A 15,949-nucleotide genomic window follows, 5' to 3' on the forward strand; every position below is an offset into this window, starting at 1 on the left:
AATTAGCTAAAGTGTTCAGCGAATATTTTTCTTAATTGTTCTTTCGTTTCTGAAAGGCTCTCCAATGGTAACGATATGTCGTTTATAACAACTATTTTTGCCTTGGATTTTAAGGCGCGCTTTATTTTTGAAAAATCTCCATCTTCTGGCAACTTCTCAAACTTTCCAAACGAAAATCTACGTGGTTCAAAATTCCCTTTTGAAAGTTGCCAATCGCGTGCCAACCAAATATTTACATCATTTCTAGTACGAAAACGATTTTTACTAAGTTCGGCTAACAAAGCTGGTTCTTTTTGATATATTTCTTTAAATGTACTTTTCAATAAACTACTAGGCAAATGCGGTTCATACCATCCCAGAACAGACCTATATGGTAAAACTAAGAAATTTCTTACATTTTGAAACCCGTATTGCCAATTAAATATTTTAAAGAAATTCTTCTTCAAAATATTATTTTTTGAGAACCACTTATTAATAATAAGTATATTATTAAAAGGTATTAACGAAAATTCTTCCGACGGTTGAATAAGTCCCATTAATCCTACATCCTTAGGAGTCCCATCTTGAGAAAAGAAATCTGTTGGATCTACCTTGTTAGTTATAAACGTATCGTCATTAAATACGATAAAATGTTCCGATAAATTTTTAATTCTTGGAATATTCATTTCAATGACATTCGAATTAAAAGTAGGTAAATATTCTTCAGGAATAAAATCAGAATGATCAACAATTGTTAGATTTTTCATGTCCAATGGAAACTTCGGAACTTGTTTGTCGGTAATTAAAAAAATATGGTTTACCCATGGTGCAAATTTTTTTACACCTTCAAACCACCATTTAAAAATATCATAATCTCTGAAACGTTCATCCGCATTTAAATTTTTGTTTCCCGCGTACTTATTTTTTTTATTCCGCCAGATATCATCATTTCCATCAACCCATGTCACTACAAAATCAATTTTAAAATTATCACTCATGACTAAGTTCTCCTTAATATTTATTAGTGATTTTAATATTCAGATAAAAAGTGTTAATCTATTTTCAATCTTATATTTAGAGCCAAATTCTTCGTATTCTAGCCTTAAGCTCCCCATTAAATAATTGCTTAATATAATATTGGAAATATCTGCGGATACCATTAGGCCATTTTCCTTCATTATATTTCTTTATATTTTCAATAGACAACTTTTCATCTGTTATAAACTTATTAGGTACAATTAAAAAGCTATGGTCATCATTTGATATTTCAACATCAACTTGCATTTTTCTTTTTTGTAAATGAATATATTCTATCTTTTTAGTTTTAATTTTTCCGTTATCAATATAATTCATTACTAGTTCCCCATCATGCCATCTAAACACTTGATATTGTTTTCCCTCAGAAATATCAAGTGTTATAAATCGAAATGCTTTTACCCAAATATCAGCATAATAGACCTTTTCTTTATATGGATCATATATTCTCATATCTGTGTCGGGCATAAATTTTGCAGTTCCCCAAATTTCATCAAAGTGAGTTGCGTCATCAGTTGTAAATGCCTGCTTATAATTGTACGTCCCTTTTTTATGATGATCAATTTTATATGCATTATTAATTTGATTATTATTTCTATACATTTGAAAATGTCCACGAGTATTTATTTTGTCATATTTTTTTAGTATATCCTCAGATAAAAATTTTTTTAAATCTCCAAATATAGTATCAATATCCACAAATCCCCACCAATCATATCCCGAGATGTCTTCCTCAAATATTTCACCGTAAGCCGGTTTGTAGTCATTCAACTTATACGGATTATTAATTTTTATAGGAAATGTATAATGTGATCTTATTTTCGCTTGAATATCTTTAAAGTTGACTATTTTTATTTTAACATTCGGTATGGTTGTAGATATATTTTGATCAGTATATATTAGAAAATCTATCTCATTATTATATTCCGCTGATTTTAACCATAAATCAAAATAATTTGGTAATTCTCCAAAATATATAGCTATCAATACTATTTTTGTGTTTTTAATCATTGCGAATCCTTTCAATTTATAGACAACATCGCATAATTTAAATTTTAGAATATAAACTATACATAATTTCATTTACATTCTTAATACTATATTTTTTTGATACTTCAATATTGTTTTTAACAATTTTTTCGTATTCTTTATCATTGATGCCTAGTAAATTTTCTATAGCTTTCACAAACTGGGAAATATCAGTAGGATCATCCACTACACACCCGCTGATACCATTTTCTGTGTAATCTTTGATCCCCCCTAAGTAAGTACTTACTAATGGAAGACCAGTAGCCATAGCTTCTAATCCCGCTAGTCCTAATCCTTCTCGTTTAGATGGAAAAAGAGAAAAATCTGCTATATCTAAATATTGTTTAATATTTTCAGAATAACCTGTAAAAATAATCTTTTCTTCTAATCCATACTCTTTCACTTTTTTTTCTAATAAATCTCTTTGATCTCCAACACCGCATATAATATATGTAATATCAATTTTATCTTTCAATTTATTTACTGCTTCTATTCCCACAATATGATTTTTCCGCTTAGATAATTCACCTACAGAAATCATCACTTTACTATTCTTACTTATCTTTAAATCAGTTTTCAATTCATCGATATTAGTTGATTGTTCTCGTAATTGTTCCCATTTTATTCCAACGCCAGGCACATGTAAAACTTCTTTTATACCAAAAGATTTTCCAATTGAGTAATCTTCATTGTTGATTGTTATTAAAATATCCGTATATTTAGATAAGTAACGTTCTATAGGATAAAATAATATCCAATCTTTTTTCGGCCCGCCCTTAAAGAACTGAAAGCCATGTGCCGTATAAACAATTTTAGTTTCTTTATTATTTTTAAAAACTAATCTAGTTAATACACTTCCCATCGGTGAATGGCAATGCACAAAATTATAGGTAGTTGTACTTGCTAATTTTTCAAGCTGATTATATGCTTTTTTATTTGCTTTTATTGAACCAATTCCTCTTAAAAAGTCAATTTGATGACAAATTATATTTTTTCCTTCAAGCTTCTTTTTTAAGGAATTAGCCATATCATCTGGTATAGTTCCAGCGGAATAAAAGTTAGTTGCAACTTCCACATTATATCCTAATTCTTGTAATATTCTGATATTATCCATATTAAATTGTTCAATCATTGAAGCAACCGACGCAACGATTAAAACTTTTTTCATTTCTTATCCTCCATTAAAATTTTCGTTATCGTATTTTCTAATGTAAGTCCTAATGTATATTCGAAAGAGCACTCGCTAATTTTTTTATCATAAACTTTACTACCATATATTTTATTAAAAACACGAAACTTCCTTGATAATAGAGAAATAAGCGGATTAAAAATAGAGATAAAGTATACTTTCTTTCTTAATAATTTCCTTGTTACTTTGATTACATCGCTTGTAGAAACATATTCTTTATTTTGAGGGAAATAAAGGCCTGATGCATCATTAATAATTATCTGTTTGATAAATTCTGTTAATACATCTACATAAATCATACTTCGTTCATTGTTAATACTTGGGAAAATCAGGGATTTCTCAGCTAACTTCAGTAGCCTTGGAAAATTACCCTTACTATTCGGTCCGTAAACCATCGGAGTTCTGATAACAACCGTTTTAAAGTTATCGTCTGCTAATTTTTGAATTTCTACATCTGCCTGTAGCTTACTATCACCATAAAAATCAATTGGGTTCATTATTGTCTCTCGAGTAATTATATTAGTATTTTGTAGTCCATTTTTTTCACCATATACTATCATACTTGATAAAAAAATAAATTGTTTCACTCCCTCAGATTTAGCTTTTTTAGCCAAATTAATTGCGAGATCTCTATTTACTTTATAATATTGATCCTCCATACTCGGATCCGAAGATACATGTGCAATACCCGCAACATTAAGTACTACATCATATAGACCAAAATTTTTTCCTCTCCATTTATCATCTCGAACGCTCATCATATCAACTGATATATCTTCCGATTCTGATTTATTAATCCAGCTTTTAAATGCCCCTCCAATATAACTATGTGCACCGGTTATCAAAACTCGTTTAGTCATCACTCTTACCTTCCTTTACACCATCACTCTTTAAAACTGATGTAATTGTTCCAAAAAAAATTTTTAAATCTTCTGAAAAAGATAAAAGTTGCACGTAATCACCATCAATTTTTGATTTCTCAGCAATAGATAATTCATCTCTCCCACTAATTTGTGCTAATCCAGTTAACCCTGGGTAAACGTTATTAGCGCCGTACTTTTCACGTTCGTTAATTAAATCTTCTTGACTCCAAAGTGCTGGTCGAGGACCAACGATACTCATCTTACCTGTTAAAATATTAATAATTTGTGGTAATTCGTCAAGACTCGTTTTTCGTAAAATTTTACCCGAGCGAGTAATGAAAGCATCCGGATCTTTCAATAAGTGAGTAGGTACATCAGGTGTATCAGTTCTCATCGTCCTAAATTTTAAAATACCAAAGTAGGTTTTATTAATACTTACCCGCTTTTGTACAAAGAAAATAGGGCCTTTCGAATCGACTTTAACAATAATTGCGATAATTAAAAAAATAGGCGATAAAAGTACAAGGCCTACTAAAGAAATAACAAAATCAATTGTTCTTTTAAAATATTTTTTATACATTAACGCATACCTTCCGAATCAATTGAGGGTTCACCATTATGAGTATGTGCATATCTAATAACTTCTTTTTTCAAAGCAGTACCAGTTAACGGCTCTACACTCTTAACAAAACTCATAATTTCATCAATCTTGTATGGTGTTACTTTACCCAAGAAAATTTTTTCAAATACTTGCTCTTGCTGTTTTTCACTACTTACTAATAATTCTTCATACAGTTTCTCTCCAGGTCTCATACCTGACTCAACAATATCAATATCGTTTTCAGTATATCCACTTAATTTAATCATTTTTCGTGCTAAATCAACAATTTTAACCGGTTTACCCATATCTAAGATAAATAGTTCTCCACCTTTAGATAGCGTCCCCGCTTGAATCACTAAACGGCTAGCTTCAGGAATTGTCATAAAGAATCTTGTCATTCTAAGATCAGTAACAGTAACTGGTCCACCTTTAGCTATCTGTTTCTTAAACAGTGGTACAACACTACCACGGCTACCAAGAACATTACCAAAACGAACAACGGCGAATTTTGTATGACCTGGTTCATTCAAACTAGTTACAATCATTTCAGCGAGACGTTTCGTTGCCCCCATAATATTAGGCGGATTTACTGCTTTATCAGTTGAAATCATTACAAATGATTTCACATTTGCAGACTTAGCAGCTTCAGCAACATTTTTCGTACCATAAACATTATTTTTAATGGCTTCAGTTGGGTTAGCTTCCATTAATGGTACATGTTTGTGTGCTGCAGCATGATAGACTATTTCTGGTTTATATTGTGCCATTAAGTCAAAAATATGTGCCCGGTCTTGAACATCCGCAATAATCGGCACAATTTCAATTTTCCCAGCATAAAGATTTTTTAATTCTTGATGAATCAAATAAATTGAATTTTCTCCATGTCCTAGTAAAATTAGTCGTTTAGGACCAAATTTGCTAACCTGTCGACAAATTTCTGAACCAATAGAGCCACCCGCTCCTGTAACTAAAATTGTTTTACCATATATTTTGCTTTCAATCTTAGCCATATCAAGTTTAATCTCTTGTCGACCCAGTAAATCAACAACGTCAATCTCATGCATTTTTCTAGAATCACTATTGTCTTCTAACATATCTTCAAAACTTGACATGCGATTAATTTTAACTTTTAGAGGATTTAAAATATCTAACAAGTCCTCGTAATTATGGGGACTTAATGAAGGAATAGCAATTGAGACCTGTTCAACATCGTATTCTTCGACAATCATTGGAATTTCTTGGAAAGTTCCCAAAACTTTCTTACCCATCATCCACATTTTTTGTTTTTGAATATCATTATCGACGTATCCAATAACATTCAAGTCGGCATTATCTCTTTGTATTCTTTCCATTAAAGCTTCTGCGCCATCCCCTGCACCGACTATTAATGTTGTAATTAATGTTTCTGATTCTTCATTATTAAAGATATTTTCAACAAGATAGCGCCATGCAAATCGGCTGCCACCAATAAAAAGGAGGGCCAGTAAATAAGTTAATATTCCAAAACGAATACTATAATTTGAACTTATGAAAAAATAACTAATATTACTAATAACTGCTGTAATTGTTATTGCAATAAAAATTGCAATTATTTCTTTAAAGCTAGCATACCTATTAATTTTAGAAAAGAGGTTTAATGAGTATCCAATTATTAGGTATAAAATCAAACATATACACCCAAATTCCAATAAATCAGAGTTACTAAAACTAATATACGGCCCTAAAAATAACCTCGATAATGAAATTGAAACTACCCAAATCAAACTATCCAATCCAGTTAAAACAACCTGTTTACTTTTCCTAGTCACCTATAATCCCTGCTTCCTTAAATTATCCTACGTCTACTTAATTATTATTTATAATAGCCATAATACCCACCATAATAACCTGACTCATCACTACCTGAAACATCATTCAAAATCGTCCCAATGATTCTTGCATGAACGGTATCTAATAATTCTTTTGCTTTCAAAACGGCACCTTTATTTGCCACACCTTGTCTCACAACTAAAATTGTACCATCAACTTTTGTTGCAACAATTTGTGCATCTGTTACAGAAATTAATGGTGGTGTATCGATGATAACCATATCCATTTGTTCAGCGACAGCTGTAATTAAAGAATCCATCCGTTTTGTATTCAATAATTCTGAAGGGTTCGGTGGAGTAGGACCTGCAGGCATAACATATAAATTTTCAATTGGTGTTTCTTCAACTGCTTTTGCAACATCAATACTTTTTTCAGTCAAACAATTTGTAAGCCCGGTTTCATTACTCAAACCAAAAGTTTGATGCGCAGTTGGTCTACGCATATCGGCATCAATTAACAATACTTTCAGTCCTTGATTAGCATATGTTACAGCAAGATTAGTTATAACTGTTGACTTGCCTTCTGATGGACCTGATGATGTCGCCATAATAACTTTCATTTCTTTATCAACACTTGAAAATTGGATATTCGTACGTACAGTCCTAAATTGTTCTGCAATCGTTGATGTTGGTTGAGTAACAGTAATTAATCCAACACCGTTATCAATACTATCAGTTGATAACTTTTTATCTTTTTTTAATAAACTCATCATTCAATAACCCCTTATCTATTTTAATTAGTATGCTTTCTTTTTCTTGGTGTTGATTGTCCAAAAAGTCCTTGACTCTTATTAGTTTCGTCAATATGGTTAATCATACCTAAGTTTGAAAGACCAAGATCTGTCAAAAAATCAGCGTTTTTAACTGTTTTATCAAAAAGTTCTATTGCGAATGCAATCCCAATTCCGATAAGCCCCCCTAGTAACAGACCTATTAATACATTCATCTTTTTATTAGGTGATACTGCATTAGGTTTTGCAACTGCATCAGCAACAATTGTTACATTATTAACTTTCATCACTTTTTTTATTTTATTTTTAAACGTATCAGCAACAGAGTTTGCAATATCAGCCGCGCGATATGCATTAGTATCTTTAACAGTTACACTAAAAACCTGTGAATTTTCTTGATTTGATATACTTATCTGATTTTTTAAATCATCACTCGTACCAACGAAATTATCTTTTTTAGCAATTTCTTTTCTCACAGGATCTAGTACAATTTTATTTTGAATAATGTCTTTATACGTATTAATCATTTGGACATCTGCTTGCTGTGTATTGTAAGCAGCCCCTACATTATTGGCAGTTTCTGTTCTATTAACTAATATTTGAACAGTCGAGTTATATTTTGGCGTCATAAAGAACATGGTTACAAAAAATGCTAATAGTGCCCCCGCAATTATTAACCCAATAATTAATTTAAGATGTTTCTTTAAAATGCTAAAAACTTGTTCAAGATTGATTGTCTCTTCCATTGATATAATTCTCCTAGTCTAAGTCTAATTGTTTTCTGATCATGTTGGATACTTTCGTTACTTGTGCTGATGGAACAACTTCATACGACACACCATTTATCATTTGTGATTGTCCTTGAAGTTGAACATCTTTAATTGTGCCTATAGCACTACGATACTGAGTCACTATTTTTTTCATATCAGAAAATTTCAAATTTGTTTTCATATTGCTCTCAAGTACACTCAAAATTGCTTGATAATTTGTGACACCATCAATAGAAGCTATTTTTTTACCTAATTCAGTCACAACCGAGCGTTGTCTTTTTTGACGCCCGTAATCACCATTAGGATCAGAATGTCTCATTCTAGAAAAGTCTAAAACATTACTTTCAGTTAACTCAATATCACCTTTTACGTATTGATGCCTTCCCGCTGAAAAAGCAAATGGATTATTGACCGTAATTGGACCAACGGCACCCGTTAATTCTTCCAGGCCCTTCATATTCATCTGAACATAGTAATCAATTGGAATATTTAAATAGTTTTGAATAGTATCCATCGCTAAGGAAACATCCCCATAAGCATATGCAGCATTTAATTTATTATCTGTCCCGTGACCTGTAATCGGAATCTTCGTATCACGAGGTAAACTCGTTAATGTCGTCAAGTTTGTTTTAGGATTAATTGTCGCAACCATCATTGTATCCGATCGACCTTGATCTGTTCTCCCATCTTCGCCCGTATCAACACCCAAAATTAAAACTGAGAAAGGCGCCTCTTTATCAAGAGAGACACTCCCGGTTGTTCGTTTACTTTTAACATTTACTTTTTGATATGTATTATCTACAACGTCTTTTGCATCTAGATAAACCTTCGCCATCAACACACCACCAATAACCAATAGTGCGGCAACGACGATTCCGACACCAATCCCCCATTTTTTCAGTGTACTCATTTTTTTCTTTTTATGATGATGCTTCTTGTGGCTACCTTGGTGTTTAATATTATCTTCACTCATAATTAATTACCCCTAAATTTTTTAGATGTATACAATGACACAATAATTTATTATACATGTTACCAGACTTAAATGAAACTTAAAATCGTTTGTCTAATCATTGTTTAATCTTATTGTCAACTGATATGATATTCTAAACATTTTGACCACGCTTTCAAAGTTGTAGTGCTCTACACTTTTAATTATACGTTATATTTAAAAGTATTATATTTCATTTTTAATACAGAAAAAGAACATCATTAATTATGTTCTCTTTTTGAAGTCCCTATTACTTGTTAAAACTATATCATAACTTAATTTCTTTTTTATAATCAGTGATTTTTATAAAAACAGCACTAACGCAACTAATTATCCAAGTGGCTAGAACGATGATTAAACTAATTCTTGTTATTATTTTCGTATGATAACCAATGACTAACCTATTTGTACCTATTTTAGTTGCTTTAACGGTTGGACTACCCATAGTTGACAAGGTCATTTTTTTAGGATCAAGGCTATTACCATTTAATTGAACAGTTGAATTATTATAGACTATCGCGGGTAAAGAAATCTCATTTCCTTTTTTTGTTGCGTTCCAACTCAGACTTAACTTTCCTTCACTATTAATCGTTTTACTTACTTCATCTTTATTTTTTTTCATGTCTAATCGATAATCATGATAAGGACGTTCACTTAATACTCGATTATTAGGTAAATAGTCTGGCGATGCCTTGGTAATCAACTTTAAACCATCATCTAGATTTGAACTCATAAATGCTTTGGTAATCTGTTCGTTACTCGTATTATCTGCGATATCAACATTATTGGGAGAAACTATCGACTGATTAGTATGCCATGCTTCATTACTTTTTTGAATTTCTAAATACGATTGTACTCCGACAACAAGACCTCCAACAATTAAGAATAGATCAATATACTTCCGATAATTTTTAAATGAACTACTTGATAGTGTTGCACTAAAACCCGCTAATAATAAAACTACAGCGAACCCTTCAAAGCGACGTGGGTATTGCAAGAAACTTTGTATTGATGGGATAACCTGGGCTAAATCCGTCCAAGGAACTAATTTTGACGTTAAGACTAAGAAAACTAAACCTAAACTAGTTACTACTTTATTAGTAACCGTAAATTTTGCTTGTTTTATAAACAATAAACTAATTTGTACTACAAATATGAAGCTCATAACCAAACCAATTTTAGTAAGCGTTGGCCCCCCCATCGATAAATTCATAGTTGAATTGGACATCATCACATTAACGTGCGGTGCGTATAATTTATTGTTTGCGAAAACATCTAACATGGCACCCCAAACATTAAATGTCAGAACTAACGATAATAACCCCGCCCAAAAACAGGTTAATAATAGTTTCGATTTTTGATTCGTTTGAATAAAACCAACTATAAAAAAAACGAATAGGACACCAATCGACATCAAGGCACTTAAAACATGTACCTGTATCATTACCGACATGGTTAACGCTAAGGGTAGAATTCGCAATCCTTCTGCGTTATTTTTGATCATTTTAACACCCATTAAAACAACTAGTGGCACTAGCATGATACCCCAAGCCATAAAATTTTGCTCAGTTGACCATCGCGCAATCCACAAGCTACCCATAAAAAGAACAGCCATTAATAGTGAGATATCTTTGGTCGAAGTTATTTCTTTAGCTAGTAAATACATTGAGTAACCACTAATAAAGAAAATTAAAAAAGAAGAAATAACCTGAAAATTAAACCAACTATGTACGAGTAGTAGCAACCCACCTAGCAGATAAGCAAATCCAGGCCCATACACAGCATTGATAATCCGACCACTTTGTTGAAACCCGTAATTTGTTTGGAAATAGTTAAAATTGCCTGTTTTAAATTGCATATAGATATCGTAAATACGATTAAAATGAAATAAAGAATCAGAACCTAAAACTAAACTATGTGCGAGTATCTGAGGTAAGACTAAAAACAAGCTCACACTAAACATAACAATAAATACACCGACATGATTTTTTAAATTAATCGACTTATTTTTCAATTAACTTACCTCCCCTAACGATTTATAATATTTTATTTTTTCTTACTAAATCGACTTTTATATTGCTTAAATAAGCTATTTAGCTGAATAGATTGTGCTTCAACTTCACCATGTCGAACAATAGCAATCGATGCATTAAGAACAGCACCTAGCATGATTATCCATGCCCCAAAATCCAGCCAGAATAACATAATCATTACTGTTCCGATTGCACCATAACTACTAAAAGCGCCACCGAAATACTGCACGTATATCGAAAATACTTGGGTCAATAAAATCCACCCAATGGTTGTCAAAATTGCCCCTGGTAAAACTGCCCTGAACCTAAGTCTTGCACTAGGTAATATCCGATAAAGTAATAAAATAATAATAAAAATACCGATTAAGGCGACAGGCCATTTAACCGTGGTAATCACAGTTAAAAATTCTCCCGGCAAATGTAAAATGGGTGTCAACACCTCAACTACTATTTGACTGAACCCAAAGAACAAAATAATAGCACCTAAGGAGATAACTAACCCAATCGTTAACACAAACGATACAATTCGCCCAACAATTGGATTTTGCTTCGTTTCAACACTATAGGCATGGTTGAAACTTTTCTTCAATGCATTAATCCCCTTACTTGTCGTCCATAACGTTACGACAGCACCAATTGACAATAATCCACCATTTCCATTTTTCAGAAACGATTCAATAAACGGTGCTAAAATGCTATATATCGCGGATGGCATCACAACTTTTACATATTCTAAAATAACGGACACCTTTAAATGAAGCATTGGTATTAAATTACCAATAAAAATAATTGCTGGAAAAATCGATAATAACGTATAGTACGCAATAATAACCGAAGAATTACTAACATCGGCATTAATAAATTGTGTTTTAAATATTTTAATAAACTGAACGAACTTACTTTTCATACGATTCCTCCGCGAAATACATCTATATAAGAATAAATTGTATCACATTTAGACAAAAAAATAGATTGAGCATTTAAAATCAGCCCAATCTTCTAATTTTATTATAATTTTTTAGATAACTCTTTAATGTATTCTCTAAGTTCATCCTTAACTTCTGGATGTTTCAAACCAAAATCAATACTTGTTTTTAAATAACCGAATTTATTTCCAACATCATAACGATCACCTTTAAATTCATGCGCGAATACACGTTGCACTTTATTTAAACGATCAATAGCATCAGTCAATTGGACTTCATTACCTTCACCAGGTTCTTGTGTTTCTAACATCCCGAAGATTTCTGGTGTTAACAAGTAACGACCAATAATAGCTAAATCACTTGGTGCTTCATCAACAGCTGGTTTTTCAACAAATTTTTCAACATCATATAGCCCTTTTGACACTTCACTTTGTGGTGCAATAACCCCATATTTTGATACTTCTTTATGTGGGACTTCCATTACAGCCAATGTTGAAGCATGTGTTTCTTCATAGCGATCCATCAATTGTTTTGTTAATGGTACCTTATCTTGCATGATATCATCACCCAACATAACAACAAAGGGTTCATCACCAACAAAGTCTTTAGCCATTAAAACAGCATCCCCTAAACCTCTAGGATGTGACTGGCGAATAAAGAACAAATTAATATCAGTTGTTTGCTCAACCATTTTTAATTGTTCTAATTTACCTTTAGCTTTAAGATTAGCTTCCAATTCAGGTACTGAATCAAAATGATCTTCAATTGGGCGTTTCCCTTTACCCGTAACAATTAAAATATCTTCAATCCCTGCTGCTTTAGCTTCTTCAACAATGTACTGTATCGTTGGTTTATCCACGATAGGTAACATTTCTTTAGCCATTGCTTTTGTTGCTGGTAAAAATCTAGTTCCCAAACCTGCTGCAGGTATAATTGCTTTTCTAACTTTCATAATTAACTTCTCCTTTTTTTCTTTATACGATATACAAAATCCCATTAATTTATCTCAAACTCTACGAATATTACAATTCTATCATGAATCCGCTACATTATACAAAAAAACTGCTAAACAATTAAGTTAGCAGTTCATTGTAGCTATCTATTTTATAAATATTTCGCATCAAATTCTGGATCTTGAGAGGTTAAAATCTTAGGACCATCTTTTGTGATAACAATAACATGTTCATATTGACACGACAAACTACCGTCAGCAGTTCTTGTTGTCCAACCGTTAGGATCATCACTTTCTGATTCCCAACCGCCAATATTAATCATGGGTTCAATAGTAATTGTCATCCCTTCTTTAAGACGTAATCCTTTACCAGCTTGACCATAATGAGGTACGGAAGGACTTTCATGCATGGTAGGTCCAATGCCATGTCCAACGTATTCGCGAACATCACCATAGCCCATTTGGTCTTCAGTATAAGTTTGGATAGCATGACCAATATCACCAATACGGTTACCAATAACGGCTTGATCAATTCCTAAGTAAAGGGCTTTATGCGTTACTGCCATTAATTTATCAATTTCTGGTGTAGATTCACCAACAACATAACTCCAACAAGAATCGCTCATTGCGCCATGTAAACTAACAACTGTATCTACTTTAACTAAATCATTATCTTTTAAAATTAACCCTTTACGTGGGAAAGCATGACAAATTTCATCATTAATGCTGACACAAGTCGCATATTTATAGCCTTCAAAGCCAATTTGTTCAGCAACACCACCATGGCTTTCAATATACTTACGTGAGAAAGTTTCAATTTCCCAACTAGAAATACCTGGTTTTATAATATCTCGTAATCCCTTATGCATCCCTGCAATAATAGCACCTGAAGCACGCATTTCTTCAATTTCGCGTTCTGATTTTAATGTGATCATTTAATTTGTTTCCTCCTATAATAAATAATTCTTCTCAACTATTATACCGCAATTGTATAGAATTTGTTACGAGATACTCAATTCCTTTCACAATCGTTTTTTTATCTGATATACTTTAACTACTATTTTAATATGGAAGAAGGAATTTAGTTTGGTTTCAGCTAAAGTTATTTTTGCAACAATTACAGGTAATAATGAAGACATCGCTGACATTATTACCGAAGCATTTGAAAATTTAGGTGCAACAGTTGAGATGGAAGAAATCTCACAATCAGATGCATCTGATTTAACTAACTTCGATATCAGCGTTGTCGTTCCTTATACTTATGACGAAGGCTCACTTCCTGATGAAGGCATGGACTTTTATGAAGACTTACAGGAGCTTGATTTAACCGGTAAATTATTCGGTGTTGCCGGTTCTGGCGATACATTTTATGGTGAGTTTTTTGGAACTGCTGTTGATAAGTTTGGTTCAGCTTTCGAAGAAGCAGGCGCAACAAAGGGTTCAGCTAATCTAAAAATCGATTTAGCACCTGAAGAAGAAGATATCACTAAATTAGAAGCTTTTGCTAAAGAGCTATTTGATAAAGTAACTAGCAGTGAAAACTAGTCATGAATAAAATAAATGAATTATTTCATAAACATTATGCCCTAATTTCGTATTTAATTTTTGGTGGTCTAACAACCCTAATTAACATCGTTACTTTTGTTGTTTTCCAATCATACCTTAGTGTAAATTATCAATTTGCAAACGTAATTGCATGGTTTGTTTCGGTTGTTTTTGCATTCGTCACTAATAAGCTTTGGGTATTTGGCTCAAAGAACACTCATGTTTCAGGTTTAATACGTGAAGTTTTATCTTTCTTTGGCTTTAGACTTCTATCATTAGTCATTGATCAATTAATTATGACAATTGGTGTTTCTGTTTTACACTTAGATGCATCACTCGTTAAGTTATTTGATCAAATTTTCATCGTTTTAATTAATTATATTTTTAGTAAGTTATTTATTTTCAAAAAATCATAAAATAAAATTCAGTAAATTCATCCTAGGGGGCACTTTATTTATGACAACCAAAGTTCTTTCAATCGTTGTGCCATGTTACAACGAACAAGAATCTATTCCGCTTTTTTTTGATGCGGTTGAAAAGGAGTCTATCAATTTACCAGATATCCGATTAGAATATTGGTTTATTAATGATGGTTCATCTGATAACAGCCTCAAAGAAATGCGCCAATTACAAAAAGATCATCCAGCAACAGTCCATTATGCTTCATTTTCACGAAATTTTGGAAAAGAAGCTGCTTTATATTGTGGCTTACAAAAAGCGACTGGCGATTACGTAACTGTTATGGACGTTGATTTACAAGATCCAACCAGCTTTTTGCCTAAGATGTTAGCTATTTTAGAAGATCCAGAAAATGACTACGACTGTGTGGGGACACGTCGGACAACTCGTCAAGGTGAACCTGTGATTCGCTCTGCATTCGCTACTCTTTTCTACAAATTAATAAATCGCATCTCAGATACTGAGATTGTTAATGGTGCCCGCGATTATCGCTTAATGACCCGTCAAATGGTTGATGCTGTCTTATCAATGTCAGAATACAATCGTTTTTCAAAAGGTATCTTCAGTTGGGTTGGTTTTAATACGGAATACTTAGAATACACAAATCAAGAACGTGTTGCTGGTAAAACAAGTTGGAATTTCTGGGGCTTATTCAAATATTCATTAGACGGTATCATAGCCTTTTCAGAAGTACCTCTTTCAATTGCAACATTTGTTGGTTTCCTATCATTTGTTGGCTCTCTTTTTGCAATTATCTTTATTATTATTAGAGCGTTACTCTATGGTGATCCAACAGCTGGCTGGCCATCAACGATTTCAGTTATCTTAATGATGGGTGGCATTCAATTGTTTTGTATTGGGATTCTTGGTAAATACTTAGGTAAAATTTTCTTAGAAGTCAAAAACAGACCCGTCTATATTATTAAAGAATCAGACGTCTTCAGTTCAAAAAAGGATTAATTATAGGGGGATTCCAGC

The 15,949-nt window shown here is 32.4% G+C and carries 16 protein-coding genes; 3 read left to right on the top strand and 13 right to left on the bottom strand.

All coding sequences use genetic code 11. The features are described 5' to 3' along the window. Positions 1–2: 2 nt before the first annotated feature. The 13 genes from AC1RPX_RS04480 to map all read right to left on the bottom strand — a co-directional run bounded on the left by AC1RPX_RS04480 (position 3) and on the right by map (position 13,902). Entirely contained in the window at positions 3–977 is a 975-nt protein-coding gene (locus AC1RPX_RS04480) for a Stealth CR1 domain-containing protein (protein WP_481761538.1), read from the bottom strand. 76 nt (positions 978–1,053) lie between these two features. Next, complete coding sequence (locus AC1RPX_RS04485) at positions 1,054–2,025, bottom strand: DUF6625 family protein (protein WP_481761539.1); 972 nt, start codon at positions 2,023–2,025, stop codon at positions 1,054–1,056. A 37-nt stretch (positions 2,026–2,062) separates the two neighbouring features. Then, on the bottom strand, positions 2,063–3,211 hold the full coding sequence (locus AC1RPX_RS04490; RefSeq protein ID WP_481761540.1) for a glycosyltransferase: 1,149 nt from the start codon (positions 3,209–3,211) through the stop codon (positions 2,063–2,065). Beyond that, positions 3,208–4,092, bottom strand: coding sequence for an NAD-dependent epimerase/dehydratase family protein (locus AC1RPX_RS04495; protein WP_481761541.1), 885 nt, complete (start codon positions 4,090–4,092; stop codon positions 3,208–3,210). The genes AC1RPX_RS04490 and AC1RPX_RS04495 overlap by 4 nt, the downstream gene beginning before the upstream one ends. Beyond that, the gene (locus AC1RPX_RS04500) at positions 4,085–4,675 is read right to left on the bottom strand and encodes a sugar transferase (protein ID WP_481761542.1); all 591 of its coding nucleotides are present in this window, start codon (positions 4,673–4,675) and stop codon (positions 4,085–4,087) included. The genes AC1RPX_RS04495 and AC1RPX_RS04500 overlap by 8 nt, the downstream gene beginning before the upstream one ends. Next, entirely contained in the window at positions 4,675–6,504 is a 1,830-nt protein-coding gene (locus tag AC1RPX_RS04505; RefSeq protein WP_481761543.1) for a polysaccharide biosynthesis protein, read from the bottom strand. The genes AC1RPX_RS04500 and AC1RPX_RS04505 overlap by 1 nt, the downstream gene beginning before the upstream one ends. 44 nt (positions 6,505–6,548) lie before the next feature. After that, positions 6,549–7,274: a CpsD/CapB family tyrosine-protein kinase gene (locus AC1RPX_RS04510; RefSeq protein WP_481761629.1), complete on the bottom strand. Its 726-nt coding sequence runs from the start codon at positions 7,272–7,274 to the stop codon at positions 6,549–6,551. Positions 7,275–7,297: 23 nt separating this feature from the next. Further along, positions 7,298–8,041, bottom strand: coding sequence for a YveK family protein (locus AC1RPX_RS04515; RefSeq protein WP_481761544.1), 744 nt, complete (start codon positions 8,039–8,041; stop codon positions 7,298–7,300). A 13-nt stretch (positions 8,042–8,054) separates the two neighbouring features. Continuing rightward, the gene (locus AC1RPX_RS04520; protein WP_481761545.1) at positions 8,055–9,038 is read right to left on the bottom strand and encodes an LCP family glycopolymer transferase; all 984 of its coding nucleotides are present in this window, start codon (positions 9,036–9,038) and stop codon (positions 8,055–8,057) included. Positions 9,039–9,324: 286 nt separating this feature from the next. Then, positions 9,325–11,070: an MFS transporter gene (locus AC1RPX_RS04525; RefSeq protein WP_481761546.1), complete on the bottom strand. Its 1,746-nt coding sequence runs from the start codon at positions 11,068–11,070 to the stop codon at positions 9,325–9,327. A 32-nt stretch (positions 11,071–11,102) separates the two neighbouring features. Then, positions 11,103–11,996, bottom strand: a complete 894-nt coding sequence (locus tag AC1RPX_RS04530; RefSeq protein ID WP_481761547.1) for a YihY/virulence factor BrkB family protein — start codon at positions 11,994–11,996, stop codon at positions 11,103–11,105. A 101-nt stretch (positions 11,997–12,097) separates the two neighbouring features. Next, complete coding sequence (gene galU / locus AC1RPX_RS04535) at positions 12,098–12,967, bottom strand: UTP--glucose-1-phosphate uridylyltransferase GalU (protein ID WP_481761548.1); 870 nt, start codon at positions 12,965–12,967, stop codon at positions 12,098–12,100. A 152-nt stretch (positions 12,968–13,119) separates the two neighbouring features. Continuing rightward, entirely contained in the window at positions 13,120–13,902 is a 783-nt protein-coding gene (gene map, locus AC1RPX_RS04540; RefSeq protein ID WP_409022111.1) for a type I methionyl aminopeptidase, read from the bottom strand. A 151-nt stretch (positions 13,903–14,053) separates the two neighbouring features. Here map and AC1RPX_RS04545 point away from each other — a divergent pair, with 151 nt between their 5' ends. Genes AC1RPX_RS04545 through AC1RPX_RS04555 form a run of 3 tightly spaced genes read left to right on the top strand, consistent with a single transcriptional unit; the run spans position 14,054 to position 15,931 of the window. Further along, positions 14,054–14,512 (top strand): flavodoxin, encoded by a 459-nt coding sequence (locus AC1RPX_RS04545; protein ID WP_481761549.1) that lies wholly within the window; start codon positions 14,054–14,056, stop codon positions 14,510–14,512. Positions 14,513–14,514: 2 nt separating this feature from the next. Then, a complete protein-coding gene (locus AC1RPX_RS04550; protein ID WP_481761550.1) occupies positions 14,515–14,928 on the top strand; it encodes a GtrA family protein in 414 nt (137 codons plus the stop codon). Between the two features lie 40 nt (positions 14,929–14,968). Beyond that, positions 14,969–15,931: a glycosyltransferase family 2 protein gene (locus tag AC1RPX_RS04555; RefSeq protein ID WP_481761551.1), complete on the top strand. Its 963-nt coding sequence runs from the start codon at positions 14,969–14,971 to the stop codon at positions 15,929–15,931. Positions 15,932–15,949: the final 18 nt, after the last annotated feature.

The sequence above is a fragment of the Dellaglioa sp. CoH-56-MRSF-14 genome (genome assembly GCF_056782115.1).